The sequence below is a fragment of the Amycolatopsis solani genome (genome assembly GCF_033441515.1).
GTDB lineage: Bacteria > Actinomycetota > Actinomycetes > Mycobacteriales > Pseudonocardiaceae > Amycolatopsis > Amycolatopsis solani.
The window spans coordinates 109192-135976 of record NZ_JAWQJT010000001.1 but is presented as its reverse complement, the minus strand read 5'-3'; the positions used below and the strand labels follow the sequence as shown (position 1 = coordinate 135976).

Below are 26785 nucleotides of genomic sequence, written 5' to 3'. Positions count from 1 at the left end.
GGAATGTGGCTTCACCGGACACCGACGAGCTGGCGACGGTGCCCTTGCCATCGGGCACCCCCGGAACAGCACCACCCCCACGGGCGGCGCCGAAGGGGGCGGAGGAGCAGGCGGCTGAGGCGGGGGCCGCCTCGAAGGAGCCGGGCACCGAAGAGCTTCCTGCGGCTCCGGAGCAAGCGAGCGGGGCGGCGGAGGCGAAAACCGAGCCCCACGACCTGAGCGCCGCCACCGAAGCGCACACCGTGCCCCAAGACCGGGCAGATCCCGAGCGCATCGAATCCGACACCACCGACGCCCCGGCCCGCCCCAAGGACCGCGGTCGCTGGTGGCGCGGCCTCACCGGCTCACTGGCCGCCGGGCTCACCGTTCTCGCCCTCGGCGTGCTCGTCGTAGCCGGAGTCTGCCTTTACACCGGAGCCCCCGGGCCAGGCGCGACCCTCCTGATCGGTCACCCCGTCGCCGCGGCTCTCGCTCTGCTCGCTCAGCGGGTCGCCGATCGGCGCAACGGCCTCGCGGCCGCTGGGGCCGGGGTTGCCGTCGTGCTCTTCGCCGTCTCCGCGCTGACCCTCTTCTGGCTCACTTGAGCGCGGTCAGCGTCTCCCCGCGCTCCTCCAGCAGCACCGGCCCCGCGGCTCCCAGGCGGACCGCACCCGAATAACCGCGCCGGTCGACGCCGACCGTGCGGATGGTCGAGCCGTCGTTCTCGTTCAGCACCGCCAGGCCGCCCTTGATCGGGACGACCAGCTGGTTCGCGAACGTGATGCCCGGGCCCATCGCGCTGCTCAGGGTCCAGCGGGGGGACAGGTCGTCGCGGGACAGGGCCAGCGTCTTCGAACCGCTGAACCAGTACACGTTCGCCGCCGTCTGGGTGGTCGCCTCGACGCCCGACGGCGGGTCCTGGGCGAGGTCCGACGGCGGCACGTCCAGGGGGTACGCCGCGCGCTGGGTGCCGTCGCCGTTGTAGGTCACCAGGAGCTTCTGGTCCGGGAGCACCACCGCGGTCAGCTCGCCCGACATCGCGATCACGCGGGCGCGCTTGCCCGCCAGCACCGAACTGAAGCTGACCTGGGGTTCGTCGTCCTTCTCCGGGGCCGCCTTGTAGACCGTCAGGCGGTCGGCCGGGTCGCCGGGGCAGCGCTCGATCACGCCGATCTTGCCCGACGCCGCTGCCACTGTGCCGTACGTGCAGCCCGTGCGAGGCTGCTTGCCCGCGTTGACCAGCGCCGGGACCTGGCCGTACTCGGCGCTCTTCACCAGGTCGTCGCGCCAGGTGTCGAGGAGCTTCTTGCCCGTCGCCGTCACGTGCGAACCGTCGCTGACCAGCTGCGTGCCCAGCTCCGCGTTGCCGTTGCGCTGCGCGGTGATCCGGCCCGTGCCCGGGTCCAGCTGCGTGACTTCGCTGCAGTTCTCCGTCTTGTGGTAGACGGCGTTCAGTCGCCCCCACGTCTCGTTCAGCGTGCAGAGCGGCAGGTCACGCGCGTAGTGCCAGCGGATCTGGCCGGTGAGCGGGTCGCGGGCGGCGACCTCGCCGCCGTCCGCCGTGGCCACCGCGTCGCCGGCCACCACCGGGACCGGGGTCGCGCCGCTGCGGGCGCTCCACAGCTCCGCCAGCGAGCCCGGCACCTTGTCCGGGGCCGCGGGCAACGGCGGGGGTGCCGCCGCACGGGTGTGATCCGTGGCCGCGCTGTCGCTGGTCGTGCCGATGATCAGCCCGGCCGCCAGCACGGCCACCGCGATCGCCGCGGCGAGCACCCGGTCCCGCCCGCGGTTCCACGGCGACCTACGGGCCTTGACCCGCGGAACCGGCTCGGCGGCGGGAACGTCCTCCAGGACGTCTTCGGAGCCGTACTCGGGGGCCGGTTCCTCCGCGGGCGTGACCTCTTCAGGCGCGCTTTCGGGCGCCTTCTCGTCTTCGCTCACTTACCCGACCCCCGCTGCGTAGGCCTCAGTCTGCCGACGCAGGTGTATCAGACGTGGCCGCCGGGCGGCGACGGCGGCGCCGACGAGCCGGGCGCTCGGCGTTCTCGCCGGCTTCCTTCTCGACGGCCGGGCCGGTCGCTTCCGGGGCGTTGCCGGTGCGGGTGCGGCGGCGGGTCCGGCTACGACCCTCGGCTGCCGGAGCGTCTTCCGACGTCGTCGCGGCGTTGTCCGCGGCCTCGATCGCCTCGGCCGCCCGCGAACCACCGCGGGTGCGCTTGCGCGGGGCCCGGGCCCGCTTGCGCGGCGCCTCTTCCGAGGCCGTGTCGTCGGTCTTGCCCCGGCCACGCGGGCCGCGCTTCTTGCCGCCCAGGTCCTCTTCCACCTCGGCGCCCAGGCCCGCGCGGGTGCGCTTGGCCAGCGGCAGCCGCCCGGTGGTGCCCTCCGGGATGCCCAGGTCCTCGTACAGGTGCTTCGAGGAGGAGTACGTCTCGACCGGCTCCGGCTTGTCGAGGCCCAGGGTGTCCGAGATCAGCTTCCAGCGCGGCATCTCGTCCCAGTCGACGAGCGTGACGGCGACACCGGTGCGGCCCGCGCGGCCGGTGCGGCCGATGCGGTGGACGTAGGTCTTCTCGTCGTCCGGGCACTGGTAGTTGATCACGTGCGTGACGTCGTCGATGTCGATGCCGCGGGCGGCGACGTCGGTCGCGACCAGCACGTCGACCTTGCCGGAGCGGAACGCGCGCAGTGCCTGCTCGCGGGCGCCCTGGCCCAGGTCACCGTGCACGGCCGCCGCGGCGAACCCGCGCTCGACCAGGTCGTCGGCCACCTTCTGCGCGGTGCGCTTGGTGCGGCTGAAGATCATCGTGAGGCCGCGGTCGGCCGCCTGCAGGATGCGGGCGATGACCTCGGGCTTGTCCATCGAGTGCGCCCGGTAGACGAACTGCGTGGTGCGCTCGTGGATCGCGCTCGCGTCGTTCTCCTCGGCGCGGATGTGCGTCGGCTGGTTGAGGAACGTGCGGGCCAGCGTGATGATCGGCCCCGGCATGGTGGCCGAGAACAGCATCGTCTGGCGCTCGTCCGGCACCATCCGCAGGATGCGCTCGATGTCGGGCAGGAAGCCCAGGTCGAGCATCTCGTCGGCCTCGTCGAGCACCAGGCCGCGGACCTTGCCGAGCACCAGGTGCTGCTGCTCGGCGAGGTCGAGGAGACGGCCCGGGGTGCCGATCACGACGTCGATGCCCTTGCGGAGCGCCTCGATCTGCGGCTCGTAGGGGCGGCCGCCGTAGATGGCCAGCGTCCGGATGCCGAGGTGCTTGCCGGCGCCCTTGAGGTCGTTGGCGACCTGGATGCACAGCTCGCGGGTCGGCACCACGACGAGCACCTGCGGGGTGCCGTCGCCGGGCACCTGCACGCGGTGCAGCAGCGGGACGCCGAAGCCCAGCGTCTTGCCCATGCCGGTGCGGGCCTGGCCGATGAGGTCGTCGCCGGCCATCGCGAGCGGCAGCGTGAGCGCCTGGATCGCGAAGGTCCGCTCGATGCCGGCCTCACCGAGCGCCTTCACGATCTCCGGCTTGACGCCGAAGGACGCGAAGGTCGGGGCCTCGGGCTCGACCTCGACGCCCGCCTGCAGCGGGTGCGAGGTGTCGAGCGCGGCCGGTCCGGTCTCGCTGTGTTCCAGCGCGACGGCGGGGGTCTGTTCGGTTGTGGGAATTTCTGCGGTCAGGGTGATCGCCTCTCTCGTGACCAGCGCGCACAGCCGTGGGTCCGCTCGACACTCGACCGGGAGGAACCCCTGGTCCCCAGCGCTGATCTGAAGCGCGGAACCGGTCCGTCCCCGGGAATGCCGGAAGAGGCGTGCACGCACATTGCAGTACGTCGGCAAGCCACGTGACCTGCCTGTTCCCGACGCCGGTATGGCGTACGGAAGCTTCGATATCATTCGCAGTGTACCTGGTCAGCAGTTTTTCGACAGTACCCGCCGCGCCGGAACCAGTGGGATCGGTCTCGTCGCGGCACGCCCGGGTGCTTCGGCGATACCCTGCCCGGGTGACCGACCCGAAAGAGATCAGCGAAGGCGTAGTCGACCTGCTGGGTGTGATCGCCTACCTCGAACTGTCCGCCTTCGACCGGCTGGCCGAGGACTCGCGCAGCGCCCCGACGCTGACCGGGCGCGCCGCGCTCGCGACGATGGCGGCCGCCGAGATCGGTCACTACGGGCTGCTGGCCCAGCACCTGGCCGCCCAGAGCGTGAAGATCGAGGACGCGATGGCGCCGTTCGTGGCCCAGGTCGACGCCTGGCACGCCTCGACGCCGCCGAAGTCGTACCTGGAATCGCTGGTCAAGGCCTACGTCGGCGACGGGCTGGCCGCGGACCTCTACCGGGAGATCGCCAGCTGGCTGGACCCGGAGACCAAGGACCTCGTGCTGACCGTCCTCGCCGACACCGGGCACTCCGCGTTCGCCGAGCGCGAAGTGGCGGCCGGCATCGAAGCCGATCCCAAGACCCGCGACAAACTCGCCCTGTGGGGCCGCCGCCTGCTCGGCGAGGCACTGACCCAGGCCCAGTACGTCGTCGCCGAGCGCGACGGGCTGGCCGAGCTCATCATCGGCGGCTCCGGCGACCTCTCCGGAATTGCGGCGCTGTTCCGGCGGTTGCAACAGGGGCACACGAAGCGCATGCAGGCGCTCGGCCTGGGCTGACCCCGATGGAGTACCCGGAATTGACGACGCGGTCAGGCGCGGTCATGCGCCACCGGAACGAGCCCGTTCGGTTAGCCTTGCCGAGCACATCCCTTACGAATTTCCAGCGGAGGTCCCACGTGGAGGTCAAGATCGGCATCAAGGACACACCGCGCGAGCTGGTGGTGTCCAGTGGCCAGTCTCCCGAAGAGGTGGAGAAGCTGGTCGCCGAGGCCCTGACGGCCGGTGACGGGCTCTTCCGCATCAGCGACGAGAAGGGGCGGAAGTACATCGTCCCGTCCGACCGCATCGCGTACGTCGAGATCGCCCCGTCCGACGTCCGCAAGGTCGGCTTCGGCGTCGGCGACTGACCGACGGTCCCGCGAGGCCGTCCCGGGGTGCCCCCGGGGCGGCCTTTCGCGTGTTGTCCCCCTGGTGGGCGGCACTTTTCACCGGATCGGCTCAGGTCTTTTGGTGTGTCGCCGGGCAGCTGCCTAGCTTCGGCCGGTGACCACTCTCGAACAGTCCGCCGTCGCGGATCTCGTGCGGAACACGCTCTCCGCGCACAAGTCGTTGTTCCTCGCCACCTCGGGCAGCGCCGGGCCTTGGGTCGGCGGGGTGTACTTCGCCGAAAGCGGCGAATTCACCTTGAACCTGGTGCTGGAGGACCGCGGCCGGACGCTGGCCGCGATCCGGGAGAACCCGGTGGTGTCGGTGGTCGTCTCGACCGGTTCGCCGATGCAGCCGTTCCTGCAGGCCCAGGCGCTGGCCGAGGTCGTCGGCGCCGAGGAGGACGCGCGGGTGCGCGAGCTGCTCGTCGCGAAGGTCCCGGAGGCCGAGCCGTTCCTGGCCGCGCCGGTCACCGCCGTCCGGCTGACCGTGCAGAAGTGGCGGGCCACGGACATCGCCAACGGCCTCCTGCCCGGCGTCGAGCTGCCGGGCCCGCGCCTGCCCTAGGCGTTCAGCTCCTCGAGCGACGTGGGGACGTGGAACGGCGGGGTGCTCGTGCCCATGATCCGGTAGCGGCCCCACGGGTCCGGGTCGGACAGCTCGCCGTCCGCCGAGTGCTCGCCCGCCTGGATGGTGACGGCCTTCTTCTTGCCGCCCGCCAGGCGGGTCAGCTCCTCGTTCACCGCCACCCGGCCGTACCAGCGGTAGTAGCCGTCGATCGGCTGGAAGTAGCCGCGCAGCTCGACCGTCGCCGTCAGGGACACGCCGTCGACCACCAGGGTCGCTTCGCCGCTGTAACCGTCTTCGTCGTGCTCGCTCATGACGTCTCCTCCGCCGATTCCGCGCGGCCCAGCTGGACCACCTTGTTGGCTTCCAGGGGCTGGTTCGGGTCGATGACGACGCCGTGCTGGCGGCTCAGCCCGTCGATGGCCGCCCAGATGATCTGCGTCAGGTACTCCACGACCGAGTCGCGGCCCATCGAGCGGCGGTCCAGCCACCACTCGCCGGTGTTCTGGACCATGCCGACGATGCCGTGCGCCCACGGCTCGGCCGCGCCGGAGTCCATGTTGAACATCCGCATGTAGTCGCCGAGCAACGCGGTCAGCGCCGACGCGATCAGCTCCTTGTCCTCGGCCACGACGTCCGACGACACCGGCTTCTCCGGCCGTCCGTGCGCGAGCAGCCGGTACAGGTTCGGGTGCTCCTCGATCACGGTGAAGAACGCGTCGAGCGCCATCCGGATCCGCGGCACCGGCGCCAGTTCCGCGTTGATCGCCGGGATCAGGCGCTCGAACAGGATTTCCGTGCCGCGCTGGCCGAGCGCCACGTAGAGGTCGGCCTTGTCGTCGAAGTGCCGGTACAGCACGGGTTTCGTGACGCCCGCCTCGGCGGCGACGTCCTCCATGCCGAGGTCGGGGCCGTGCGTGTCGAGGGCGCGGAGCGCCGCTTCGACGAACTCCTTGCGCCGCGCGATCCGGTGTTTGCGCCAGCGGTCGCGCCGGGCGTCGCCGGTCGTCTCCTCGCCGCGCGAGGCCTTGCTGGACTGCTTGCCGGAGCGCTTGACACGTTCGATCACGAAGGTCATGCTACGCACAGGTAACTGTTACCTCAAGTTACACATTGCGGAAGGGGTGTCGGCAATGACGCGGACGCTGAAGGAACCGGACCGCGAGAAGACCGCGGACCGCCTGCTGAAGTCGTCGGCGAACAAGTTCTACGACCCCGACGTCGACATCGACTGGACGGCGCCGCTCGTCGAGGGCAAGCGGTACATCCTGGACGAGCGATCGTCGCTGTACGGCACGGAGCTGTGGGACGAGCTGACCCCCGAGCAGCGCATCGAGCTGGGCAAGCACGAGGTCGCCAGCATCGCCACCACCGGCTTGTGGTTCGAGATCCTCCTGATGCAGATGCTGCTCAAGGAGGTCTACGAAGAGGACCCGACGTCCGCCCACGCCCAGTTCGCGCTCACCGAGATCGCCGACGAATGCCGGCACTCGACGATGTTCGCGCGGATGGCGTCGCGGATCGGCTGCCCCGCCTACGGCCCGGTGCCGTGGCTGCGGAAGCTGGCGAAGCTGATGCCGTCGATCTCCTACGGCCCGGCGCGCTACGGCGCGATCCTGGTCGCCGAGGAGGTCCTCGACCGGCTGCAGCGCGAGCAGATGAACGACGAAGGCGTCCAGCCGCTGGTCCGGATGGTCAACCGGATCCACGTCCTCGAAGAAGCCCGGCACGTCACCTTCGCCCGCGAAGAGGTCACGCGCGGCATGGCGAAGCTGTCGAAGGCCGAAATCGCCTACCAGCAGTTCGTCATCGCGCTCATCTCGTACTTCGTGACGCGGGCGTTCATCAACCCGCACGTCTACAAGGCGGTCGGCATCCGGCCGCGCGACGGCGTCGAAGCGGCGCTGAACAACCCGCACTGGCAGGGGACGATCGCGTGGGCGGGGGAGAAGATCATGCCGTTCCTCGAGGAGTCCGGCCTGGTCGGGCTGCCCGGGAAGTACTTCTGGCGCAAGTCGTTCCTGCTGCCGGCGGGCCGGTGACCACCGCGTCGCGGCTGCGCGACCCCTCGGCCGGGCACCGGTTCGTCGCGAGCGACGGCGCCGCGCTGCACGTCGTGGCGTCGGGTCCGGCGGATTCCGCGGTGACGCTGGTGCTGGTGCACGGCTGGACGCAGGACCACCGGACGTGGGACTACGTGCTGCCGCACCTCGACCCCGGCGTGCGGGTGCTGCGCTACGACCTGCGCGGTCACGGCGGTTCGGCGCACGCCCGGCCGGGCTCGGCGACGATCGCGCGGCTGGCCGACGACCTCGCCGAGCTGATCGCCGACCGCGTCCCCATCGGGCCCCTGGTCCTGGCCGGGCACTCGATGGGCGGCATGACACTGATGGTGCTCGCGGAGCGGCACCCTTCCCTCGTCAGGGAGCGCTTGGCGGGGGCGGCGTTCGTGGCGACGTCGTCGGGGGACATGGACCAGCTGACGCTCGGGTTCCCCGGGCTGGTCGGCCGCGGCGTGACGCGCTTCGAGCCGCGGGTGGCCCGCCTGCTCGCCCGGTTGCGGTCCGACACGCTCCGGCTGCGGCCGGGCGTGGTCCGCTCGGGTGCCCGCCGGCTCGTCTTCGGCGTGCGCCCGGGGCGTGCGCAGGTGGACAGCGTCGTCGAGCAGCTGCTGTGCGCGCACCCGGCGAGCGCGGGGCTGTTCCTGGACGCGATCGCGTCCCACCGCGGCGTCGGCGGCCTGGGCGCGCTCTGCGACGTGCCTTCAGTGGTCTTGGCCGGGGAGCGGGACCGTCTCTGCCCCCTGGCGCACGCGAAGGTGATCGCGGACGAGCTGCCGCACGCGGAGTTCGTCCGCTACCCCGGCGCCGGGCACATGCTCCCGCAGGAGCGCCCCTTCGAGGTCGCCCGCCGCCTCTCGGCCCTGATCCGCGTCGCCACTGCCGTCACCTAGGCAACTTTCATAGGGAAAGCTCCGCTTTGCGACACAAAGCGGAGCTTTCCCTATGAAAGTGCCGCCTCAGGAGTCCTTGAGGGGGAAGCCGCCGCCGATGCCGCGCCAGGCGAGGTTGGCCGTCAGGGCCACCGCCTCCTCGCGGCTCATCGACTGGTGGTGCTGCAGCCAGAACCGGGCGCTGACCTGGCTCATGCCGACCAGCCCCACGGCCAGCAGCCGCGCCTTGTCCTCGTCGAGGCCCGCGTCCGCCGTGATCGTCTCCGTGATCGCGTCCACGCTCGCCGACGTCGCCCGGTCGACCGCTTCCTGGACCGCGGGCTCGCCGCGCAGGTCGGACTCGAACACCATCCGGAACGCGCCCGCGTCGTTGCTGACGAAGTCGAAGAACGCGCCGACCGTCGCCGGGACGCGCTGGCGGTTCTCCGTCGTCGAGTCCAGCGCCGTCTGCACGCGCTTCACCAGCTCGTCGACGTGGCTCTCCAGCAGCGCGATGTACAGATCGAGCTTGCCGGGGAAGTGCTGGTAGAGGACCGGCTTGCTGACACCGGCCACTTCGGCGATCTCGTCCATCGCGGCGGCGTGGTAGCCGTTCTCGGCGAAGACCCGCTGCGCCGCGGCGAGGAGCTGGGCCCGGCGCTCCGTCCGGGGCAGCCGCACCCCGCGCTGCTGCAGCCGCGTCATCTCCGTCATGCTCATCCTCCCGTCTTCACACCTTCGACGGGCGGGGTCGCCACCGCGTGAAGTCGTCCTGAAGATTACTCGCCGGTATGTATGCCGTGCCACGGGTCGGGCATCCTGGGTCAGTGAACACCGCCGCGACCGCGCGGGCGCCGCTGACGCACGTGCCCCTGTCGACCAGGGAATTGCCGTCCCTCGAGCCGTTGAAACCCCCGTGGCCGACGGCCTTCGAAGAGGTCGGCACCGCCCGGCTCCACGTCCGCCGCACGCCGGGCCCCGATGGCGTGCCCGCGGTCTACGTGCACGGGCTCGGCGGCTCGTCGACGAACTGGACCGACCTGGCCGCGCTGCTCGCCCCCGTCGCCGGCGGCACCGCGCCCGACCTGCCCGGCTTCGGCTACTCCGAGCCCGAAGAAGGCTTCGACTTCACCCTCGACGCCCACGCCGATGTCGTCGCGAAGCACATCGAAGCCGTCGGCGCGCCGGTGCACCTGTTCGGCAACTCCATGGGCGGCGCGATCGCGCTGCTCGTCGCCGCCCGGCGCCCCGAACTGGTCAAGACGCTCACGCTCATCTCGCCCGCGGTCCCCGACCGGCGCCCCGACCCGCGGCGGCTGTCGGACCCGCGGATGGCGCTCGCCTACCTGCCGCTGGTCGGCGCGCGCGTGCGGGCCCAGCTGGCCGGGCTCGGGCCGCGTGAACGCGCCGCGCAGGTCATCAAGCTGTGCTTCGCGGACCCGTCGAGGTTCCCCGACAGCAGGCTCGACGAGCTGAGCGAGGAGCACGGCGCCCGCGCGGGCTTCGCCTGGGCGGCGCCCGCGATGGCCCGCAGCACGTTCGCCATCTTCCGGGCGTGGTCGACGCTCGGGAAGGCGTCCCTGTGGTCGGTCGCGCCGCGGGTGACGGCACCGACGCTGGTGGTCTGGGGCCGCGAGGACCGCGTCATCTCGGTGAAGCGGGCCGTGCGCACCGCGCGGGCCATCCCGCGGGCCCGGCTGCTGGTGCTGCCGCGAACCGGGCACGTGGCCCAGATGGAACGTCCGGTGGTCGTCGCGAAGGCCGTTTTGGGCATGTGGGAGCACGTCGAAGCCGGCACCTGGTAGCCCGATCGAGTGACAACAACCCCCTGCGTGGTCAGCCAGTCGCCGATAACGGTTCGGTGGCGCTGTGGCACCCTGGTGCGGTGGACCGGGTGAAGCAGGACGCGCGAGGCGACGATCGGCGGGCTCCCCACCGTGCGTCGGCCCGCCGGACCGCGGAGCCCGAAGAGTCGCCGCGCACGGGGCAGTACCGCCCGTCGTCGAAGGCGCCCGCGCAGCGCGTCACCGAGGACCGCTACCGCCCGGGCGGGCGCCGGACCAGCGCCGAGCCGCTGAGCGCGTCCTGGAAACCGCACGAAGAGGCGCCGCGCGAGCCGAAGCCGGCGCCGCCGAAGTCGGGTCTCGCGAAGCTCACCAAGACCTACGGCTGGCGCGTCTACGCGCTGCCGATCCTCGTCGTGCTGACCGTGCTCGTCGTGGTCAACACCGCCACCAGCCCGGCCCAGCCGATCGCCGAGCAGAGCAGCGCGCCCGGCGTCGAGTCGGCGGGCGGCGACGCGGCGGGCGGCGCCATCGACGGCGACGGCGAAGCGGGCATCCCGGAGAACCCGGCCAAGCCGGTCGACCTCAAGGTGCCCACCGCCGACCTGCCGAACGGCAGCCCGTTCACCCAGGCCGGCCGGGGCAGCTGGCACGTCGTCCCCGGCAGCGGTCCCAAGATCGGCACCGGGAAGCTGTACACCTACACCGTCGACGTCGAGGACGGCATCGACCCGGCCAGCTACGCCGGCGACGACGCCTTCGCGGCCGCGGTCCAGGGCACGCTGTCCGATCCCAAGAGCTGGACGTGGGACGGCAAGATCGCCCTCCAGCGCGTCGACGCGAACTTCCCGAACCCGTCGTTCCGCGTGAGCCTCACCACGCCCGAGACGACGCACCGCGCCGACGCGTGCGGCTTCCAGATCACCTTCGAGGCGTCCTGCTACCGCAAGAGCATGGGCCGGGTGCTGATCAACCTGGCCCGCTGGGTGCGCGGCGCGAAGGCGTTCAACGCGGACATGACCGGGTACCGCCAGTACGCCATCAACCACGAGGTCGGGCACGCGCTGGGCAACCAGCACGTCGGCTGCGGCGGCAACGGCCAGCCCGCGCCGGTGATGATGCAGCAGTCGTTCGGCGTCTCCGACGACTACGTCTCGATGCTCAACGACATCCCCGGCGGCGACAAGGGCAAGGTGGCCAAGGACGGCCGCGTGTGCCTGCCCAACGCCTGGCCCAATCCCACTCCGTAAGACCTTCCCAGCATGTGGCATAGGGGAAGGTCTGTTTGCCTGCGCGGGTTGTGCATAGTGGGATGGACGCGAACCGCGCGCGAGATGGAGGACCCATGTCAGCACTGCCGCCGCTCGTCGAGCCGGCTGCCGAGCTCACCAAGGAAGAGGTGGCCAGGTACAGCCGTCACCTGATCATCCCGGACGTCGGGGTGACCGGGCAGAAGCGGTTGAAGAACGCCAAGGTCCTGGTCATCGGCGCCGGCGGCCTGGGCAGCCCCGCGCTGCTCTACCTGGCCGCGGCCGGCGTCGGCACGCTCGGCATCGTCGACTTCGACGTCGTCGACGAGTCGAACCTGCAGCGCCAGGTCATCCACGGCCAGTCCGACGTCGGCAAGCTCAAGGCCGCGTCCGCGCAGGAGTCGATCGCCGAGATCAACCCGCTGGTCAAGGTGCACCTGCACACCGACCGCCTCGACTCGTCGAACGCGCTCGAGATCTTCGAGCAGTACGACCTGATCGTCGACGGCACCGACAACTTCGCGACGCGCTACCTGGTCAACGACGCCGCGGTGCTGCTCGGCAAGCCGTACGTGTGGGGCTCGATCTTCCGGTTCGAGGGCCAGGTCAGCGTGTTCTGGGAAGACGCGCCGAACGGCAAGGGCCTCAACTACCGCGACCTCTACCCGGAGCCGCCGCCCCCGGGCATGGTCCCCTCCTGCGCCGAGGGTGGCGTGCTGGGCGTGCTGTGCGCGTCCATCGGCTCGATCATGGTGACCGAGGCGATCAAGCTGCTCACCGGCATCGGCGAGCCGCTGCTCGGCCGCCTGATCAGCTACGACGCGCTGGACATGAAGTACCGCGAGGTCAAGATCCGCAAGGATCCGGACACCCCGAAGATCACCGAGCTGATCGACTACGAGGCGTTCTGCGGGGTCGTGTCCGACGAGGCCGCGCAGGCCGCGTCGGGCAGCACGATCACGCCGGCCGAGCTCAAGGCCAAGTTCGACAACGGCGACAACTTCGCCCTGATCGACGTCCGCGAGCAGCACGAGTACGAGATCGTCAACATCAAGGGCGCGACGCTGATCCCGAAGGACCGCATCCTTTCGGGCGAGGCGCTGGCGGAGTTGCCGCAGGACAAGCCGATCGTCCTGCACTGCAAGTCGGGCGCCCGCTCGGCGGAGGCGCTGGCGGCCCTGCACGCGGCCGGTTTCAAGGACGCGACGCACCTCGGCGGCGGCGTGCTGGCCTGGGCGAAGCAGATCGACCCGAGCCTGCCGACCTACTGATCGTCGTTCCACGAGGGGCACCTTCCCGGCTTTTGACGCCGGGAAGGTGCCCCTCGCGGCGTTTCGTCCGAGTTCTAAAACACTGTGTGACCAGCGCGTCTTCTCGAACGTGGAACACCCGGCCGGGTAACGTCAGGACTCGTGCGGTCAACCCTCGAACGCCCTCCGGCGCACGTCTGCTCGGCCTTCGGTGGTCTTGACGACGCCAGCGAACGGCTGCCGGACTCGACGGCGTGGCGCTGCGGCGACCTCGTGCTCAAGCCGGTCACCGACAAGGCGAAGACGCTGTGGACCGCCCGCGCCCTCGACTACATCGCCGAGTCGGGCCTGCGGGTCGCGAAGCCGGTCGGGTCCACCGACGGCCGCTGGATCGTCGGCGGCTGGACGGCGTCCCGCTTCGTGGCCGGCACCCCCGAGCACCGCGGCGACGAGTCGGTGCTCGCGGCGGTGAAGCTCCACCGGGCGACGATCGGCCTGCCCCGCCCGGACTTCCTGGCCGCCCGCCGCGACGTCGAAGCGATCGCCGACCGCGTCGCCTGGGAGGAACTCGAGGTCCCCCTGGAGGAGACGAAGGGCGGCCGCTGGTTCGAGGTCCTCGCCGGCGCCCGCCGCCCGATCAAGCTGCCGCTGCAGGTGGCCCACGGCGAACTGCTGGCCGGCCTGCTCTTCGACGGCGACGCGGCCCCGGGCCTGGTCGACTTCGTCCCGTACTACCGCCCGGGCGAATACGGCGCGGCGATCGTCGCGGTGGACGCCCTCGCCTGGGGCGGCGCGACACGCGAGCTGCTGGAGCGGTGGGCGCACCTGCCGGAGTGGCCGCAGCTGCTGCTGCGCGCGATCCTGTTCCGGCTGGCGTCGAACGCGCTGAACCCGCGCTCGACGCAGGCCTCGCTCGACGGGCTGCGCGTGGCGGCCCGTGAGGTCAGCGGCGTTCTGTAACCCAGGTCACGCACCTCACCGCGGTGGCCGCGTGATTTCCGCAGCAATGTCAACTGCCTGAAACATTCGGTCGATTTCGAGTAACACAGCCTCCTTAGCGTCGGTGCATCCCGAGCCGCCGAGGAGGTGCCCGTGCCGCAGGTCGACACCCACTGCCCGTACTGCGCGCTGCAGTGCGGGATGAGCCTCGACGGGCCGCGCGTCACGCCGCGGGACTTCCCGGTCAACGCCGGCGGGCTGTGCCAGAAGGGGTGGACCGCCGGCAGTCTCCTCGGGTCGCCGAAGCGCCTCACCACCCCGATGATCCGCGTCGACGGCGCGCTCGAGCCGGTGAGCTGGGACTTCGCCCTCGACTTCGTCGCCCGCAAACTGCGTGAGACGCAGGAGAACCACGGGCCGGACGGCGTCGCGATCTTCGGCGGCGGGGGACTCACCAACGAGAAGGCCTACCTGCTCGGCAAGTTCGCCCGCGTCGCGCTCGGCACCTCGCAGATCGACTACAACGGCCGCTTCTGCATGTCGTCGGCCGCTGCCGCCGGGATCAAGGCGTTCGGGGCCGATCGCGGGATGCCGTTCCCCGTCACCGATCTCAAGCAGGCCGACGTCGTGCTGCTCGCCGGGGCGAACCCGGCCGAGACGATGCCTCCGTTCCTCCAGCACCTGCGGGGGAGCGACCTCGTCGTCGTCGACCCGCGGCGGACGCCGACCGCCGAGCTGGCGAGTCTGCACCTCGCGCCCACGCCCGGCACGGATCTCGCGCTGGCACTGGGGATCCTGCACGCCGTCGTCGAAGGCGGTCACCTCGATCGGTCCTATGTGGATGAACGGACCAGCGGTTTCGCCGACGTGTGGCGGATCGTGGCGTCCTGGTGGCCGGAACGCGCCGAGCGCGTCACCGGCGTGTCGGCCGCCGACATGCGACTGGCCGCGGAAAAGCTGGCCGGGGCGCGCAACGCCTACATCCTCACCGCGCGTGGCACGGAGCAGCACGCCACCGGCACCGCCACCGTCGGCGCCTGGATCAACCTCGCCCTCGCGCTCGGCCTGCCGGGCCGCGCGGGCTCCGGCTACGGCTGCCTCACCGGCCAGGGCAACGGCCAGGGTGGCCGCGAGCACGGTCAGAAGGCCGACCAGCTGCCCGGCTACCGCAAGCTCGACGACCCGGCCGCCCGCGAGTACGTCGCCGGCGTGTGGGGTGTCGAGCCGGACAGCCTGCCGGGTCCGGGCCGCTCGGCCACCGAACTGCTCGAAGCGCTCGGCCAGGACGACGGCCCGAAGGCGCTGATGGTCTTCGGCAGCAACGTCGTCGTCTCGGCGCCGCGCTCGCAGCGCGTCCAAGATCGACTGTCCGAACTGGACTTCCTGGTCGTCGCCGACTTCGTGCTCTCGGAAACCGCCGCGCTGGCCGACGTCGTCCTCCCGGTCACCCAGTGGGCCGAGGAACACGGCACGCTCACGAACCTCGAAGGCCGGGTCCTGCTGCGCCGCAAGGCACTCGACCCGCCGCCGGGTGTCCGGTCCGATCTGGACGTCCTCAACGGACTGGCGAAACGGCTGGGGCAGCCGGAAGACCGGTTCCCGATCGACGCCGAGACCGTGTTCGAGGAGCTGCGGATCGCGTCCAAGGGCGGGATCGCCGACTACTCCGGCGTCAGCTACGACCGGCTGCGCAACGGCGAAGCCCTGCACTGGCCGGTCCCGGAGGAAAACCACCCCGGTACGCCGCGGATGTTCCTCGACGCCTTCGCCCACCCGGACGGCCGCGCGCGGTTCGTGCCGGTCGAGCACACCGGACCGGCCGAGCGGCCCGACGACGAGTTCCCGCTGACGGCCACCACCGGCCGCGTGCTGCAGCACTACCAGTCCGGCGCGCAGACGCGGCTCGTCAAGGAGCTCAACGACGTCGTGCCGGAGGTGTTCGTCGAGGTCCACCCGGATACGGCCAAGCGTGCCGGGCTCGAAGAAGGCGACCCGGCGCGGATCCGGTCCCGGCGCGGGGAGGCGATCGCGAAGGTCCGGTTCGTGCCGAGCCTCCAACCCGACGTCGTGTTCCTGCCGTTCCACTTCCCCGGTGAGCAGCGCGCGAACCTGTTCACCAATCCCGCACTCGACCCCGTGAGCAGGATGCCCGAGTTCAAGGTGTGTGCCGTGTCCCTGTCTACTGTGGATGGTGCCGCATGAGTCCCCGTGAAGTCGTCATCGTCGGCTACGGCATGGCCGGTGCCCGGCTGGCCGACGAGATCCGCCGCCGCGACCCGATCGTCGAGCGCGTCCGGCTGACCGTGCTCGGCGCCGAAAAGCACGCCGCCTACAACCGGGTGCTGCTCTCGGCCGTCGTCGCCGGCGGGATGAGCGCCGAGAGCGTGCGCCTGCACGACGACGAATGGGCCGCGCGCCACAACATCGACCTGCGGCTCGGCGTCGACGTCGCCCGCGTCGACCGCGGGAAGCGGTGCGTCGAGCTCGCCGACGGATCCACAGTGGACTACGACGCCTTGGTCCTCGCGACCGGGGCCAACCCGTGGATCCCGCCGGTCGAAGGGCTCGAAGCCGGGCCGGGCGTGGTCGCCTTCCGCAGCCTCGACGACTGCGCCAAGATCCTCGAAGCCGCCCGGTTCGGCGCACCCGTCGCGGTGCTCGGCGGCGGCCTGCTCGGCCTGGAAGCCGCCCGCGGCCTGGCCGGGCGCGGGAACCAGGTCACCGTCGTGCACCCGCTGGGGCACGTCATGGAGCGCCAGCTCGACCCGGCCGCCGGGCACGTGCTGGCCCGGCAGCTCACCGACATGGGCGTGACGTTCAAGTTCGGCGCCACCGCCGCCCGCTACCTCCCCGGCGACGGGCTCAAGCTCGACGACGGCACCCTCGTCCCGGCCGATCTTGTCGTGGTCGCCGCCGGTGTCCGCGCCGAGACGAGCCTGGCCGACGACGCCGGGCTCGACGTCGACCGGGGCATTCTGGTCGACGACACCCTGCGCACCAGCGACGGCCGCATCCACGCCCTCGGCGACTGCGCGCGCCACCCGGGCGCGCCCGCCGGGCTGATCCAGCCCGCGTGGGAGCAGGCCGAAGTCCTCGCCGACGTCCTGACCGGCACGAACGCGGCCGCCCGGTACCGCGGCACCACCGCCGTCACCCGGCTCAAGGCCCGCGGCATCGACCTCGCCGCGCTCGGCGAGACGCAGCTCGACGCCGGGAGCCCCGACGCCGAGGTGCTCACGTTCAACGACCCCACCGGCGGCCGGTACGGCAAGCTCGTCGTCCGCGAAAACCGGGTGGCGGGGGCGATCCTGCTCGGACTGCCCGACGCCGCCGCGACGATCACCCAGTTCCACGACCGCGGCACGCTGCTGCCCGACGACCGCCTCGCCGTCCTGCTGGGCCGCGCGCTGCCCACCGGCAGCACCCCGGCCGCCAGCCCGGCCGACCTGCCCGCCGCGGCGGTGATCTGCCGCTGCAACAACGTCACCAAGAGCCGGCTGATCGAAGCCTGGAAGGCCGGCGCCACCGACACTCCCGCACTGGCGCGGGCCACGCGAGCCACCACAGGCTGCGGCGGGTGCACCGACACCGTCGGCGGCATCGCCAACTGGCTCGCGGCGCAATGACCGAACCGACCCGTCGCAAGGAGAACTCCGTGGCACACCAAGGCAAGCACTGGATCGAGCACTGGGAGCCCGAGAACGAAGAGTTCTGGGAGTCCACGGGCAAGAAGATCGCCCGCCGCAACCTCTGGTTCTCGGTCTTCGCCGAGCACATCGGCTTCTCGATCTGGACCCTGTGGTCGGTGATCGTGCTGTTCATGGGCAAGGACTACGGGTTCTCCGCCGCCGACAAGTTCCTGCTCGTCTCGACGCCGACGCTGATCGGCGGCCTGATGCGGCTGCCCTACACCTTCGCCGTGGCGAAGTTCGGTGGTCGCAACTGGACGGTCGTGTCGGCCGCGCTGCTGCTGATCCCGACGACCCTGGCGGCGGTCGTGCTGCACCCCGGGACTTCGCTCGGCACGTTCCTGCTGGTCGCGGCCCTCGGCGGGGTCGGCGGCGGCAACTTCGCGTCGTCGATGACGAACATCAACACGTTCTACCCCGAGAAGCACAAGGGCTGGGCGCTCGGCCTCAACGCGGGCGGCGGCAACCTCGGCGTCGCCGCGATCCAGCTGGTCGGGCTCCTGGTGATCGGCACGGCCGGTGCGACCGCGCCGCGGATCGTGCTCTACGTCTACATCCCGCTGATCGTCATCGCCGCGGTGTGCGCGTACTTCTACATGGACAACCTCGCCACCGTGAAGGGCGACACCAAGGCGATGCGCGAGGTCGTCAAGGACCCGCACACCTGGGTCATGTCGTTCCTCTACGTCGGCACGTTCGGCTCGTTCATCGGCTACAGCTTCGCCTTCGGCCTGGTGCTGCAGAACCAGTTCGGCCGCACCCCGCTGCAGGCGGCCGCGGTGACGTTCCTCGGCCCGCTGCTCGGCTCGCTCTCGCGGCCGGCGGGCGGCTGGCTGGCCGACCGGATCGGCGGCGGCAAGATCACCTTCTTCACGTTCGTCGGGATGGCGCTGGCGACCGTGGTGCTGATCCTCGCGTCGACGTCGAAGTCCCTCGCGCTGTTCACGATCGCCTTCATCGTGCTGTTCGTGCTCACCGGGGTCGGCAACGGCTCGACGTACAAGATGATCCCGGCGATCTTCCGCGCCAAGGCGAAGGTGGCGATCTCGAACGGCGCCGAAGAGGCGGCCGAGCTGCTCAAGGCGCGGCGCCTGTCCGGCGCGCTGATCGGCCTGGCCGGCGCGATCGGCGCCGAGGGCGGCCTGTTCATCAACCTCGCGTTCCGGCAGTCGTTCGCCGACGCCAAGAGCGGCGTCCCCGCCTTCATCGGATTCCTCGTCTTCTACGGGCTGTGCTTCGCCGTCACCTGGGCGGTCTACCTGCGCAAGCCCGCCGAACAGCCCACGAGTGAGCGCGGTCTGGCGCTCGCGGGAGCGGAGGTCTGAGATGCCCACCCTGGTCGTCGCCGGACACGGCATGGTCGCCCACCGGCTCGTGGAGGCGGTGCGCGCCGAAGACCCTTCCGGCACTTGGCACATCGTCGTCCTGTCCGAGGAGCCGCGCCCGGCGTACGACCGGGTGGCGCTCACGTCCTACGTGGACACCTGGGACCCGGCTTCGCTGGCGCTGCCCGGCTCCGACTACGCGGGCGACCCGCACGTCGACCTGCGGCTCGGTGAGCCGGCCGCCTCGGTGGACCGGGACGCCAAGACGGTCACCACGGCGTCCGGTGCCGTCGTCGCCTACGACACGCTGGTGCTGGCCACCGGCTCGCGGCCGTTCGTGCCGCCGGTGCCCGGCCACGACCTGCCCGGCTGCTTCGTCTACCGGACCATCGAGGACCTCGACGCGATCCGCGCCGCGGCGGTCGACAAGCCCGGCCGCGGCCGCCGCTCGGCCGTCGTCATCGGCGGTGGACTCCTCGGCCTGGAAGCCGCGAAGGCGTTGCGGGACATGGGTCTCTCCCCGCACGTCGTCGAGATGGCGCCGCGGCTGATGCCGCTGCAGGTCGACGAGGGCGGTGGCTCGCTGCTGCGACGGCTGATCACGAGCCTCGACGTCACCGTCCACACCGGAACGTCGACCGACGCCATCGCCGCCGACGGCTCGCGGCTGCTCGCCAAGCTGGGCAACGGGACCGAACTCGACGTCGACCTGGTCGTGTTCTCCGCCGGCGTCCGGCCGCGCGACGACCTGGCCAGGCAGTCCGGTTTGGACGTCGGCCCGCGCGGCGGTGTGCTCACGGATTCCTCCTGCCGGACCAGCGATCCGGCCGTCTACGCGATCGGTGAGTGCGCCGCGGTCGACGGCCGCGTCTACGGCATCGTGGCGCCCGGCTACGCGATGGCCGAGATCGTCGCGGCCCAGCTCACCGGCGGGTCGGGCGAGTTCCCGGAGCCGGACACGTCCACCAAGCTGAAGCTGATGGGCGTCGACGTCGCCTCCTTCGGGGACGCGCACGCCGCCACCGAGGGCGCGCTGGAAGTCGCCGTCAACGACGCCGTCGCGGGCACGTACAAGAAGCTCGTGGTCACCGACGACGGCAAGACGCTGCTCGGCGGCGTGCTGGTCGGCGACGCGACCGAGTACAACACCCTGCGCGCGCTGGTCGGCCGTCCGCTGCCGGCCGAGCCGGGCGCGATCCTCGCCCCGGCGGGCGGGGGCGCGGCGGTCGGTGTCGACGCGCTCCCGGACGCGGCGCAGATCTGTTCGTGCAACGCGGTGTCCAAGGGCGCGATCACCCGCGCGATCCACGAAGACGGCTGCGACACGGTGCCGAAGCTCAAGGCGTGCACCCGCGCCGGCACCGCGTGCGGCTCGTGCGTCCCGCTGCTCGGCAAGCTGCTGACGGCGTGCGGGGTCGAGCAGTCGAAGGCCGTGTGCGAGCACTTCCCGCAGTCGCGCGCGGAGCTGTTCGAGATCGTCCAGGCCACCCGGATCACGACGTTCAGCGAACTGATCGGCCGCTACGGCTCGGGCAGCGGCTGCGCGGTCTGCAAGCCCGCGGTGGCGTCCATCCTGGCCACCCTCGGCAACGGCCACGTGCTCGGCGGCGAGCAGATGACGTTGCAGGACACCAACGACCGGTACCTGGCGAACCTGCAGCGCAACGGCACGTACTCGGTCGTCCCGCGGATTCCCGGCGGCGAGATCACGCCGGAGAAGCTGATCGTGATCGGCCAGGTCGCGCAGGACTTCGGGCTGTACACCAAGATCACCGGCGGGCAGCGGATCGACCTGTTCGGGGCCACTGTGGACCAGCTGCCGCTGATCTGGCGGCGGCTGGTGGACGCCGGGTTCGAGTCCGGGCACGCGTACGGAAAGGCGCTGCGCACGGTCAAGTCGTGCGTCGGGTCGACGTGGTGCCGCTACGGCGTGCAGGACAGCGTCGGGCTGGCGATCGAACTGGAGCTGCGCTACCGCGGGCTGCGGTCGCCGCACAAGCTCAAGTCGGCGGTGTCGGGGTGCGCGCGGGAATGCGCGGAGGCGCGGAGCAAGGACTTCGGGATCATCGCCACCGAGAACGGCTGGAACCTCTACGTCGGCGGCAACGGCGGCACGACGCCGCGCCACGCCGACCTGCTGGTGTCCGATGTGGACACGGCCACCCTGATCCGTACGATCGACCGGTTCCTCATGTTCTACGTCCGCACGGCCGACCGGCTGCAGCGGACGGCGCCGTGGATCGAAGAGCTCGACGGCGGTCTCGACCACCTGCGCGCGGTGATCGTCGACGACTCCCTCGGCATCTGCGAAGACCTCGACGCGGCGATGGCCAAGCACGTCGACAACTACGCCGACGAGTGGAAGGGCGTGCTCGAGGACCCGGAGAAGCTGGCCCGGTTCACCTCGTTCGTCAACGCGCCGGGCACCCCCGACCCGGCGATCTCCTTCCGCTCCGAACGCGAGCAGAAGGTACCCGTGATGCTGGGTGTCCCGGAGGTGCGCCGATGACGACGTCGATCGAACGGACCTGGACGGCGGTCTGTTCCGCCGAAGTGGTGCCGGAGTACGCGGGCGTGGCGGCGCTGCTCGACGGCGGGGTGCAGGTGGCGATCTTCCGCCTGCCGGGCGAGCGGTGGTACGCACTGTCCAACTGGGACCCGTGCAGTGGCGCGGCGGTGCTCTCCCGCGGGATCGTCGGGGACGCGGGCGGTGTCCCGGTGGTCGCGTCGCCGGTCTACAAGGAACGGTTCGCGCTCGACAGTGGACAGTGCCTGGACGCCGAGGACGTGTCCGTTCCGGTGTACGAGGTGCGCGTGCGAGAGGGCGTGGTCGAAGTGGAGAGCCCGTGACCGGTGTCCTCCCGCTGACCGGCTTCGTGGTCGGCATCACCGCGGCGCGCCGAGCGGACGAGCTCGGCGCGCTCCTGGTGCGCAAGGGGGCGGGTGTCCGCTACGGCCCGGCGATCCGGATCGTGCCGCTGACGGACGACACGGAGCTGCACACGGCGACGGCCGGGCTGCTCGAGACGCCGGTGGACGCGGTGGTGGCGACCACAGGCATCGGCTTCCGCGGCTGGCTCGAGGCGGCGGAAGGCTGGGGTCTCGGCGATGCGCTGATCTCCCGCCTCTCGGAGTGCGCCCTGCTGGCCAGGGGCCCGAAGGTGACCGGCGCGATCCGCGCGGCGGGGCTGTCCGAGGCCTACTCGCCGGCGTCGGAGAGCAACGCGGAACTGTTGCAGCACCTGCTTTCCTCGGACGTCACGGGCAAGCGGATCGCGGTCCAGCTGCACGGCGAGCCGCTGCCGTACTTCGTGGAGACGTTGCGGGCGGCGGGCGCGGAGGTCATCGAGATCTCGGTGTACCGCTGGGTCGGCCCGGTGGACCCGGGCCCGGTCGACCGGCTGCTGGACGGGGTGCTGGACGGTTCGATCCACGCGCTGCCGTTCACGAGCGCGCCCGCGGTGGCTTCGCTGCTGGCGCTGGCCCGGCGCACGGGCCGGCTGCCGGGCCTGGTTTCGGCGCTGTCGGGCCCGGTGGTGGCGGCCTGCGTCGGCCCGATCACGGCGGGGCCGCTGGCGGCGCTGGGGATCCCGACGGTCCAGCCGCACCGGGCGCGGATCGGCGCGCTGGCCCGCACGGTGGCGGAGACGCTGGTGACGCGGTCGCCTCGGTTCCTCGCGGGCGGCCTTCAGATCGAACTGCGCGGCCAGGCGGCCATCGTGGACGGTGACTGGCGGGAGGTGGCGCCGGCGCCGATGGCGTTGCTGCGGGCGCTGGCGGCCTCGCCGGGGCGGGTCGTGTCGCGCCGCGAGCTGATCTCGGCGCTGCCCGGCGGCGGGGAGGAGCACGCGGTCGAGACGGCGATCGGGCGCCTGCGGACATCGCTCGGGGGCGGGAAGGTCGTCCAGACGGTGGTGAAACGGGGGTACCGGCTGGCCGTGGAGGCCTGACCGCGGTGTCAGCGGCCGTGTCAGCGCGGTGGCCATCCGGTGTCAGTGAGCCCGGCGAAGGTGGCTTCACACCGAAAACCGAGACACCAGGAGCCCCGGAATGCAGCACTTCGCCACCACCGCCCCGATCGCCACCGTCCTCGACATCGCCGCCGGCCGCGTGCGGTTCGTCGCCGCCGAGGTGGCCGAGACCACCGTCGAGGTCCTGCCCGCCGACCCCGCCAAGAACCGCGACGTCAAGGCCGCCGAGCAGGTCAAGGTCGAGTACGCCGACGGCGTCCTGCGGATCGAGGGCGTCGTGAAGAACCAGTACTTCGGCCCGTCCGGCTCCCTCGACGTCACGGTCCGGCTGCCTGCCGGGTCGGACGTGCGGGCCAAGGCCGCCAGCGTCGAACTGCGGGGCGTCGGCCGGCTCGGCGACGTCACCGTCGAAGGCGCGCACGGCGGCGCCGTGTTCGACGAGGCCGCGAGCCTGCACCTGACCGCCCACGCCGGCGACGTCTCGATCGGGCGCCTCACCGGCCCGGCGGAGATCACCACCGGCAAGGGCGACATCCGGATCGCGGAGGCCGTGGCCGGCAACCTCGTCCTCAGCACCCAGGCCGGCGACATCACGGTCGGCGCGGCCACCGGCGTGTCCGCGTCCCTCGACGCCGGCACCACCTACGGCCGGATCCGCAACTCCCTCAAGAACACCGAAGGCACGCCGGGCCTGACCATCCACGCGACCACCGCGTACGGCGACATCGACGCCGCCAGCCGGTGACCGTCACCCCACCCAGGAGACGGTGTGCTTTTCGAACCCCCGTGCCGCCGCCACCCGCGCGGCTTCGGCTTCGGCCTCCTCGCGCAGGGGCGGGCGGAGGGGGTCGAACGCCGTCACCGTGAACGTCAGCTTCGCGCCGCTGCCCTTCGTGCGCCAGGTGCCCGCGACGTCGCCGTCGGCCAGGAGGACGCCGGGGTTGCCCAGCATCTTCCAGACCTCCTTGCGGCGCGCCGGGTCCGGGACCAGCAGGGCCTTGTCGCGGGCCTGGATGAAGGGGTCCAGCGGGGGCAGCAGCCGGACCAGGTCCGGCTCCGGCGGGTTCTCCAACGCGTCGAGGCGGTCCGGCGGCAGGTACTTCCGGCGCCCGTCGACCTCGACCTCGGCCAGGTCCGCCGGCCACGTGCGGTCCACGACCGCCTTGGCCGTCCCCACGAACTCCGCCGCCTCACCGGGGGACGCCGGGCCGTTGAGCCGCAGGTAGTCCTCGACCACCTTGGTCGCGGCCGCCGGATCCGGCGTGCGGCGCATCCGGCCGCGCCCTTCCAGCGGGGCCAGCGTCGCCGGGGAGGCGCCCGCGACCAGGCGGACGCCCGCGTGCGGCGCCGCGATCCGCATCAGCTGTTCCTGGATGTGGGTGGCGCCGCACCCCCGGCACCACCGCGAGAACGACGGCGGCAGGGCCTTCGTCACCGCGGTGCTCGCCGCGCCCTTCGACATCGGCTTGGTGACGACCTTCCGCAGCACGGCGGCCGCCGTGAAGACGACCTCGGCCGCCGCCTGGCCGGTCGCCGCCAGTTCCTTGCGCTGCCAGAGCATCCGGGCGAGCGCGTCCGCGTCGTCGAGGGGCACGAGCGCCCGCGTCACCTCCTCGAGGCCGAGGTGGAAGTGCGGTGCGCCGCGCAACGTCCAGGCAAGCACGAGCCGCGGATCGTCCACAAGGGACACTTCGCCGTCCAGCCGGGCCACGAGGGCGAGCAGCGCGGTGTCGCGCATGCTGTCCTGCAGCCCGGCCCGGACGACGGCGAGCTCGGCCAGGTCGCGGGCGGTGCGGTGCAGGCCGTGCTCGGCGATGCGGTAGGCGAGTACCTGGCGGCGGTCCACGTGCGGCTCCTAGAACGTGTACTCGAAGGTGTAGCCCACCTTGTCCTCGCCCAGCGCGCCGCCGGCGGTACCGGAGCCGGTCAGCCCGGCCAGCGCGCCGGTGCCCGAGCCGGGGACGACGGTGAAGTTCGAGGCGATGCCCTTGGCGTCGAACGTGTACTCGTGGCGCACGATGAACGTCCCTTCGCGACCCTCGACCTTGCCCTCGAAGCGCTCGAAGCTCGGCGAAGTCGTTTCGCCGCTCTCGTAGCCTTCGCCCGCGTAGTACAGCAGAAGGTCGCAGATCGATTCGCCCTCGAGGACGCCTTCGTACGCGAAAGAAGCGTGCGCGTAGGCCACCCGCGGGCCGCCCGCGGTGCCGCTGACGATCTTTTCTTCCCAGTTCTTCGTGGTGAATCCGTTCATGGGAGTCACCCTGCCGGACATACCTGTCAGCTTGTGTCAGGTATTTCTGCCAGAATCGGGGCATGCGTGCGAGCCGCCTCCTGTCCGTCCTCCTGCTGCTGCAGAACCGCGGCCGGATGACGGCCGAGGAGCTGGCCGCGGAGCTCGAGGTCTCGGTGCGCACGGTCTACCGGGACATCGACGCGCTGTCGGCGTCCGGCGTCCCGGTGTACGCCGACCGCGGGCGGACCGGCGGCTACCGGCTGGTCGACGGCTACCGCACGCGGCTCACCGGCATGACGGAGGAAGAGGCGCAGGCGCTGTCGCTGGCCGGGCTGCCCGTGGCGGCCGCCGAGCTGGGCCTCGGGACGGTGCTCGCGGCGGCGCAGCTCAAGCTGTACGCGGCGCTGCCGCCGGAGCTGCGCGACCGCGCGGGGCGCGTCGCCGAGCGGTTCTACCTGGACGTCCCCGGCTGGCACCGGGGGATCGAGAGCCTGCCGACGCTGTCCGCCGTGGCCGACGCCGTGTGGTCGTCGCACCGGATCCGGATCCGCTACGAGCGGTGGGGGCAGCGCGTCGTCGAGCGGGACGTCGAGCCGCTGGGCCTGATCCTCAAGGCGGGCAACTGGTACCTCGCGGCGCGGTGCGAAGGCACCGACCGGACGTACCGGATCTCGCGGGTGCAGGCGCTGGAGGACCTCGGCGAGGCGTTCGAGCGGCCGGCCGGGTTCGACCTCGCGCGGTACTGGCAGGAGTGGTCGGAGCAGTTCGAACGCCGGATGTTCCCGCGCGTGGCCGTGGTGCGGCTGTCGCCCCGGGCGCAGGCTCTCGTACCGTTCTACGCGGGCGCGCTCGGCGCCCGCGCGCTGCGGTCGGCCGCCGGCGAACCGGACGCGGACGGCTGGCTCACCGTGGAGCTGCCGGTCGAGCGCGGCGAACCGGCCATCGGGGAGCTGCTGCGCTTCGGGCCGCACCTGGAGGTCCTCGAACCGGCGGACCTGCGGGCGGAGCTCGCGGAAGCGATCGAGGAGATGGGCGCGATCTATGGGTGAACTGAGCGGGGTCGCCATCGGCGTCACGGCCGAACGCCGGGCGGACGACTTCATCGCCGCGCTCGAACGCTACGGCGCCGAGGTCCGCCACGCGCCGACGATCACCATCGTGCCGCTGGACGCCGACCCCGAGCTGCGCGCGGGCACCGAGGCGGTGCTCGCGGAGCCGGTCGCGTTCACGGTGGTCACGACGGGCGCGGGCTTCCGCGGCTGGCTCGACGCGGCCGCCGGCTGGGGCCTGCGCGAGCCGTTGCTGGACCGCCTGCGCGAGTCCCGGATCTACGCCCGCGGCCCGAAAGCGGTCGGCGCGGTCCGCGGTGCGGGCCTGCGCGAGTCCTTTTCGGCCGAGTCCGAATCGAACGCGGAACTGTTCGGCGCGGTGGCCGCGGCGGGTGTCGAAGGCGCGCGGGTGGCGGTCCAGCTGCACGGGACGCCGCTGCCGGAGCACACGTCGGTGCTGGCCGGGGCCTCGCTTGTGGAAGTGCAGCCGTACCGGTGGTATTCGCCGCCGGACGTCGGGCCGGTGCACTCGCTGATCGACGCGGTGGTGGCGGGCGAGCTGGGCGCACTGGCCTTCACGAGCGCCCCGGCGGCGGCGAACTTCCTGGCGCTGGCCCGGTCTTACGGCCGCTACGAGGCCGTGGTGACGGCACTGCGGGGGCCGGTGGTCGTGGCGTGCGTGGGCCCGGTGACGGCGGCCCCGCTGGAGGAGGCGGGCATCCGGACGATCCAGCCCGACCGCCAACGGCTGGGGGCCCTGGTGAAGCTGCTGGTCACGACTTTCGCGGCGCCGGCCTAGCGCCCCAA

At 71.8% G+C, this 26785-nt stretch carries 26 protein-coding genes; 19 read left to right on the top strand and 7 right to left on the bottom strand.

Features of this window, described 5'->3' with window-relative positions:
- Positions 1-5 precede the first annotated feature (5 nt).
- Positions 6-584 (top strand): hypothetical protein, encoded by a 579-nt coding sequence (locus SD460_RS00600; protein ID WP_318305810.1) that lies wholly within the window; start codon positions 6-8, stop codon positions 582-584.
- On the opposite strand, the gene SD460_RS00595 is transcribed toward SD460_RS00600, so the two are convergent.
- The gene (locus SD460_RS00595; RefSeq protein WP_318305808.1) at positions 577-1920 is read right to left on the bottom strand and encodes an Rv3212 family protein; all 1344 of its coding nucleotides are present in this window, start codon (positions 1918-1920) and stop codon (positions 577-579) included. The two genes, SD460_RS00600 and SD460_RS00595, sit on opposite strands and share 8 nt — an antisense overlap.
- A 25-nt stretch (positions 1921-1945) precedes the next feature.
- Complete coding sequence (locus SD460_RS00590) at positions 1946-3550, bottom strand: DEAD/DEAH box helicase (RefSeq protein WP_290053895.1); 1605 nt, start codon at positions 3548-3550, stop codon at positions 1946-1948.
- Between the two features lie 416 nt (positions 3551-3966).
- On the opposite strand from SD460_RS00590, the gene SD460_RS00585 reads away from it, so the two are divergent.
- The 3 genes from SD460_RS00585 (at position 3967) to SD460_RS00575 (ending at position 5556) form a co-directional block, all read left to right on the top strand.
- Positions 3967-4620, top strand: coding sequence for a ferritin-like fold-containing protein (locus SD460_RS00585; RefSeq protein WP_290053833.1), 654 nt, complete (start codon positions 3967-3969; stop codon positions 4618-4620).
- 119 nt (positions 4621-4739) lie between these two features.
- On the top strand, positions 4740-4970 hold the full coding sequence (locus SD460_RS00580; protein WP_125307071.1) for a DUF3107 domain-containing protein: 231 nt from the start codon (positions 4740-4742) through the stop codon (positions 4968-4970).
- A 136-nt stretch (positions 4971-5106) separates the two neighbouring features.
- A complete protein-coding gene (locus tag SD460_RS00575; protein ID WP_290053837.1) occupies positions 5107-5556 on the top strand; it encodes a pyridoxamine 5'-phosphate oxidase family protein in 450 nt (149 codons plus the stop codon).
- Here the strand turns inward: SD460_RS00575 and SD460_RS00570 are convergent.
- Together SD460_RS00570 and SD460_RS00565 are read right to left on the bottom strand one after the other, a co-directional pair.
- Positions 5553-5870 (bottom strand): DUF4873 domain-containing protein, encoded by a 318-nt coding sequence (locus tag SD460_RS00570; protein ID WP_290053839.1) that lies wholly within the window; start codon positions 5868-5870, stop codon positions 5553-5555. The genes SD460_RS00575 and SD460_RS00570 overlap by 4 nt on opposite strands.
- The gene (locus tag SD460_RS00565) at positions 5867-6634 is read right to left on the bottom strand and encodes a TetR/AcrR family transcriptional regulator (RefSeq protein WP_290053841.1); all 768 of its coding nucleotides are present in this window, start codon (positions 6632-6634) and stop codon (positions 5867-5869) included. Before SD460_RS00565 ends, SD460_RS00570 begins: the two co-directional genes overlap by 4 nt.
- 55 nt (positions 6635-6689) lie before the next feature.
- On the opposite strand from SD460_RS00565, the gene SD460_RS00560 reads away from it, so the two are divergent.
- Entirely contained in the window at positions 6690-7598 is a 909-nt protein-coding gene (locus tag SD460_RS00560; protein WP_290053842.1) for an AurF N-oxygenase family protein, read from the top strand.
- The gene (locus tag SD460_RS00555) at positions 7595-8509 is read left to right on the top strand and encodes an alpha/beta fold hydrolase (protein WP_290053843.1); all 915 of its coding nucleotides are present in this window, start codon (positions 7595-7597) and stop codon (positions 8507-8509) included. The genes SD460_RS00560 and SD460_RS00555 overlap by 4 nt, the downstream gene beginning before the upstream one ends.
- A 66-nt stretch (positions 8510-8575) precedes the next feature.
- On the opposite strand, the gene SD460_RS00550 is transcribed toward SD460_RS00555, so the two are convergent.
- A complete protein-coding gene (locus tag SD460_RS00550) occupies positions 8576-9202 on the bottom strand; it encodes a TetR/AcrR family transcriptional regulator (protein ID WP_125307066.1) in 627 nt (208 codons plus the stop codon).
- 77 nt (positions 9203-9279) lie between these two features.
- Here SD460_RS00550 and SD460_RS00545 point away from each other — a divergent pair, with 77 nt between their 5' ends.
- The 11 genes from SD460_RS00545 (at position 9280) to SD460_RS00495 (ending at position 23441) form a co-directional block, all read left to right on the top strand.
- Complete coding sequence (locus SD460_RS00545) at positions 9280-10293, top strand: alpha/beta fold hydrolase (RefSeq protein WP_438860580.1); 1014 nt, start codon at positions 9280-9282, stop codon at positions 10291-10293.
- A gap of 80 nt (positions 10294-10373) precedes the next feature.
- A complete protein-coding gene (locus SD460_RS00540) occupies positions 10374-11522 on the top strand; it encodes a DUF3152 domain-containing protein (RefSeq protein WP_290053845.1) in 1149 nt (382 codons plus the stop codon).
- Positions 11523-11617: 95 nt separating this feature from the next.
- Positions 11618-12793, top strand: coding sequence for an adenylyltransferase/sulfurtransferase MoeZ (moeZ, locus tag SD460_RS00535; protein ID WP_290053846.1), 1176 nt, complete (start codon positions 11618-11620; stop codon positions 12791-12793).
- 141 nt (positions 12794-12934) lie between these two features.
- A complete protein-coding gene (locus SD460_RS00530) occupies positions 12935-13732 on the top strand; it encodes a TIGR02569 family protein (protein ID WP_290053847.1) in 798 nt (265 codons plus the stop codon).
- A gap of 132 nt (positions 13733-13864) precedes the next feature.
- Positions 13865-15913 carry a molybdopterin oxidoreductase family protein gene (locus SD460_RS00525; RefSeq protein ID WP_290053848.1) on the top strand — a complete coding sequence of 683 codons (2049 nt, stop codon included), beginning with the start codon at positions 13865-13867 and terminating at the stop codon, positions 15911-15913.
- Positions 15910-17337: an FAD-dependent oxidoreductase gene (locus tag SD460_RS00520; protein ID WP_290053849.1), complete on the top strand. Its 1428-nt coding sequence runs from the start codon at positions 15910-15912 to the stop codon at positions 17335-17337. Before SD460_RS00525 ends, SD460_RS00520 begins: the two co-directional genes overlap by 4 nt.
- The gene (locus SD460_RS00515; RefSeq protein WP_290053851.1) at positions 17334-18725 is read left to right on the top strand and encodes a nitrate/nitrite transporter; all 1392 of its coding nucleotides are present in this window, start codon (positions 17334-17336) and stop codon (positions 18723-18725) included. The genes SD460_RS00520 and SD460_RS00515 overlap by 4 nt, the downstream gene beginning before the upstream one ends.
- A 1-nt stretch (position 18726) precedes the next feature.
- Positions 18727-21234, top strand: coding sequence for a nitrite reductase large subunit NirB (gene nirB / locus SD460_RS00510; protein WP_318305795.1), 2508 nt, complete (start codon positions 18727-18729; stop codon positions 21232-21234).
- Complete coding sequence (nirD, locus tag SD460_RS00505; RefSeq protein ID WP_290053854.1) at positions 21231-21575, top strand: nitrite reductase small subunit NirD; 345 nt, start codon at positions 21231-21233, stop codon at positions 21573-21575. The genes nirB and nirD overlap by 4 nt, the downstream gene beginning before the upstream one ends.
- Entirely contained in the window at positions 21572-22675 is a 1104-nt protein-coding gene (locus SD460_RS00500) for a uroporphyrinogen-III synthase (RefSeq protein ID WP_318305793.1), read from the top strand. Before nirD ends, SD460_RS00500 begins: the two co-directional genes overlap by 4 nt.
- A 100-nt stretch (positions 22676-22775) precedes the next feature.
- On the top strand, positions 22776-23441 hold the full coding sequence (locus SD460_RS00495; RefSeq protein WP_290053857.1) for a DUF4097 family beta strand repeat-containing protein: 666 nt from the start codon (positions 22776-22778) through the stop codon (positions 23439-23441).
- 3 nt (positions 23442-23444) lie between these two features.
- Here the strand turns inward: SD460_RS00495 and SD460_RS00490 are convergent, their stop codons facing one another.
- Positions 23445-24542: a DNA glycosylase AlkZ-like family protein gene (locus SD460_RS00490; protein WP_290053859.1), complete on the bottom strand. Its 1098-nt coding sequence runs from the start codon at positions 24540-24542 to the stop codon at positions 23445-23447.
- Between the two features lie 9 nt (positions 24543-24551).
- Complete coding sequence (locus SD460_RS00485; protein ID WP_290053861.1) at positions 24552-24947, bottom strand: DUF3224 domain-containing protein; 396 nt, start codon at positions 24945-24947, stop codon at positions 24552-24554.
- A gap of 62 nt (positions 24948-25009) precedes the next feature.
- Here SD460_RS00485 and SD460_RS00480 point away from each other — a divergent pair, with 62 nt between their 5' ends.
- The gene (locus SD460_RS00480; RefSeq protein WP_290053862.1) at positions 25010-25978 is read left to right on the top strand and encodes a helix-turn-helix transcriptional regulator; all 969 of its coding nucleotides are present in this window, start codon (positions 25010-25012) and stop codon (positions 25976-25978) included.
- On the top strand, positions 25971-26777 hold the full coding sequence (locus tag SD460_RS00475; RefSeq protein WP_290053864.1) for a uroporphyrinogen-III synthase: 807 nt from the start codon (positions 25971-25973) through the stop codon (positions 26775-26777). The genes SD460_RS00480 and SD460_RS00475 overlap by 8 nt, the downstream gene beginning before the upstream one ends.
- The last annotated feature ends 8 nt before the right edge of the window (positions 26778-26785 follow it).

Coding starts and splice junctions, on each gene's coding strand:
- SD460_RS00480 (WP_290053862.1), top strand. CDS start 25,010: ATGCGTGCGAGCCGCCTCCTGTCCGTCCTCCTGCTGCTGCAGAACCGC.
- nirD (WP_290053854.1), top strand. CDS start 21,231: ATGACGACGTCGATCGAACGGACCTGGACGGCGGTCTGTTCCGCCGAA.
- SD460_RS00550 (WP_125307066.1), bottom strand. CDS start 9,202: ATGACGGAGATGACGCGGCTGCAGCAGCGCGGGGTGCGGCTGCCCCGG.
- moeZ (WP_290053846.1), top strand. CDS start 11,618: ATGTCAGCACTGCCGCCGCTCGTCGAGCCGGCTGCCGAGCTCACCAAG.
- SD460_RS00545 (WP_438860580.1), top strand. CDS start 9,280: ATGTATGCCGTGCCACGGGTCGGGCATCCTGGGTCAGTGAACACCGCC.
- SD460_RS00520 (WP_290053849.1), top strand. CDS start 15,910: ATGAGTCCCCGTGAAGTCGTCATCGTCGGCTACGGCATGGCCGGTGCC.
- nirB (WP_318305795.1), top strand. CDS start 18,727: ATGCCCACCCTGGTCGTCGCCGGACACGGCATGGTCGCCCACCGGCTC.
- SD460_RS00485 (WP_290053861.1), bottom strand. CDS start 24,947: ATGAACGGATTCACCACGAAGAACTGGGAAGAAAAGATCGTCAGCGGC.
- SD460_RS00560 (WP_290053842.1), top strand. CDS start 6,690: ATGACGCGGACGCTGAAGGAACCGGACCGCGAGAAGACCGCGGACCGC.
- SD460_RS00565 (WP_290053841.1), bottom strand. CDS start 6,634: ATGACCTTCGTGATCGAACGTGTCAAGCGCTCCGGCAAGCAGTCCAGC.
- SD460_RS00570 (WP_290053839.1), bottom strand. CDS start 5,870: ATGAGCGAGCACGACGAAGACGGTTACAGCGGCGAAGCGACCCTGGTG.
- SD460_RS00515 (WP_290053851.1), top strand. CDS start 17,334: ATGACCGAACCGACCCGTCGCAAGGAGAACTCCGTGGCACACCAAGGC.
- SD460_RS00495 (WP_290053857.1), top strand. CDS start 22,776: ATGCAGCACTTCGCCACCACCGCCCCGATCGCCACCGTCCTCGACATC.
- SD460_RS00475 (WP_290053864.1), top strand. CDS start 25,971: ATGGGTGAACTGAGCGGGGTCGCCATCGGCGTCACGGCCGAACGCCGG.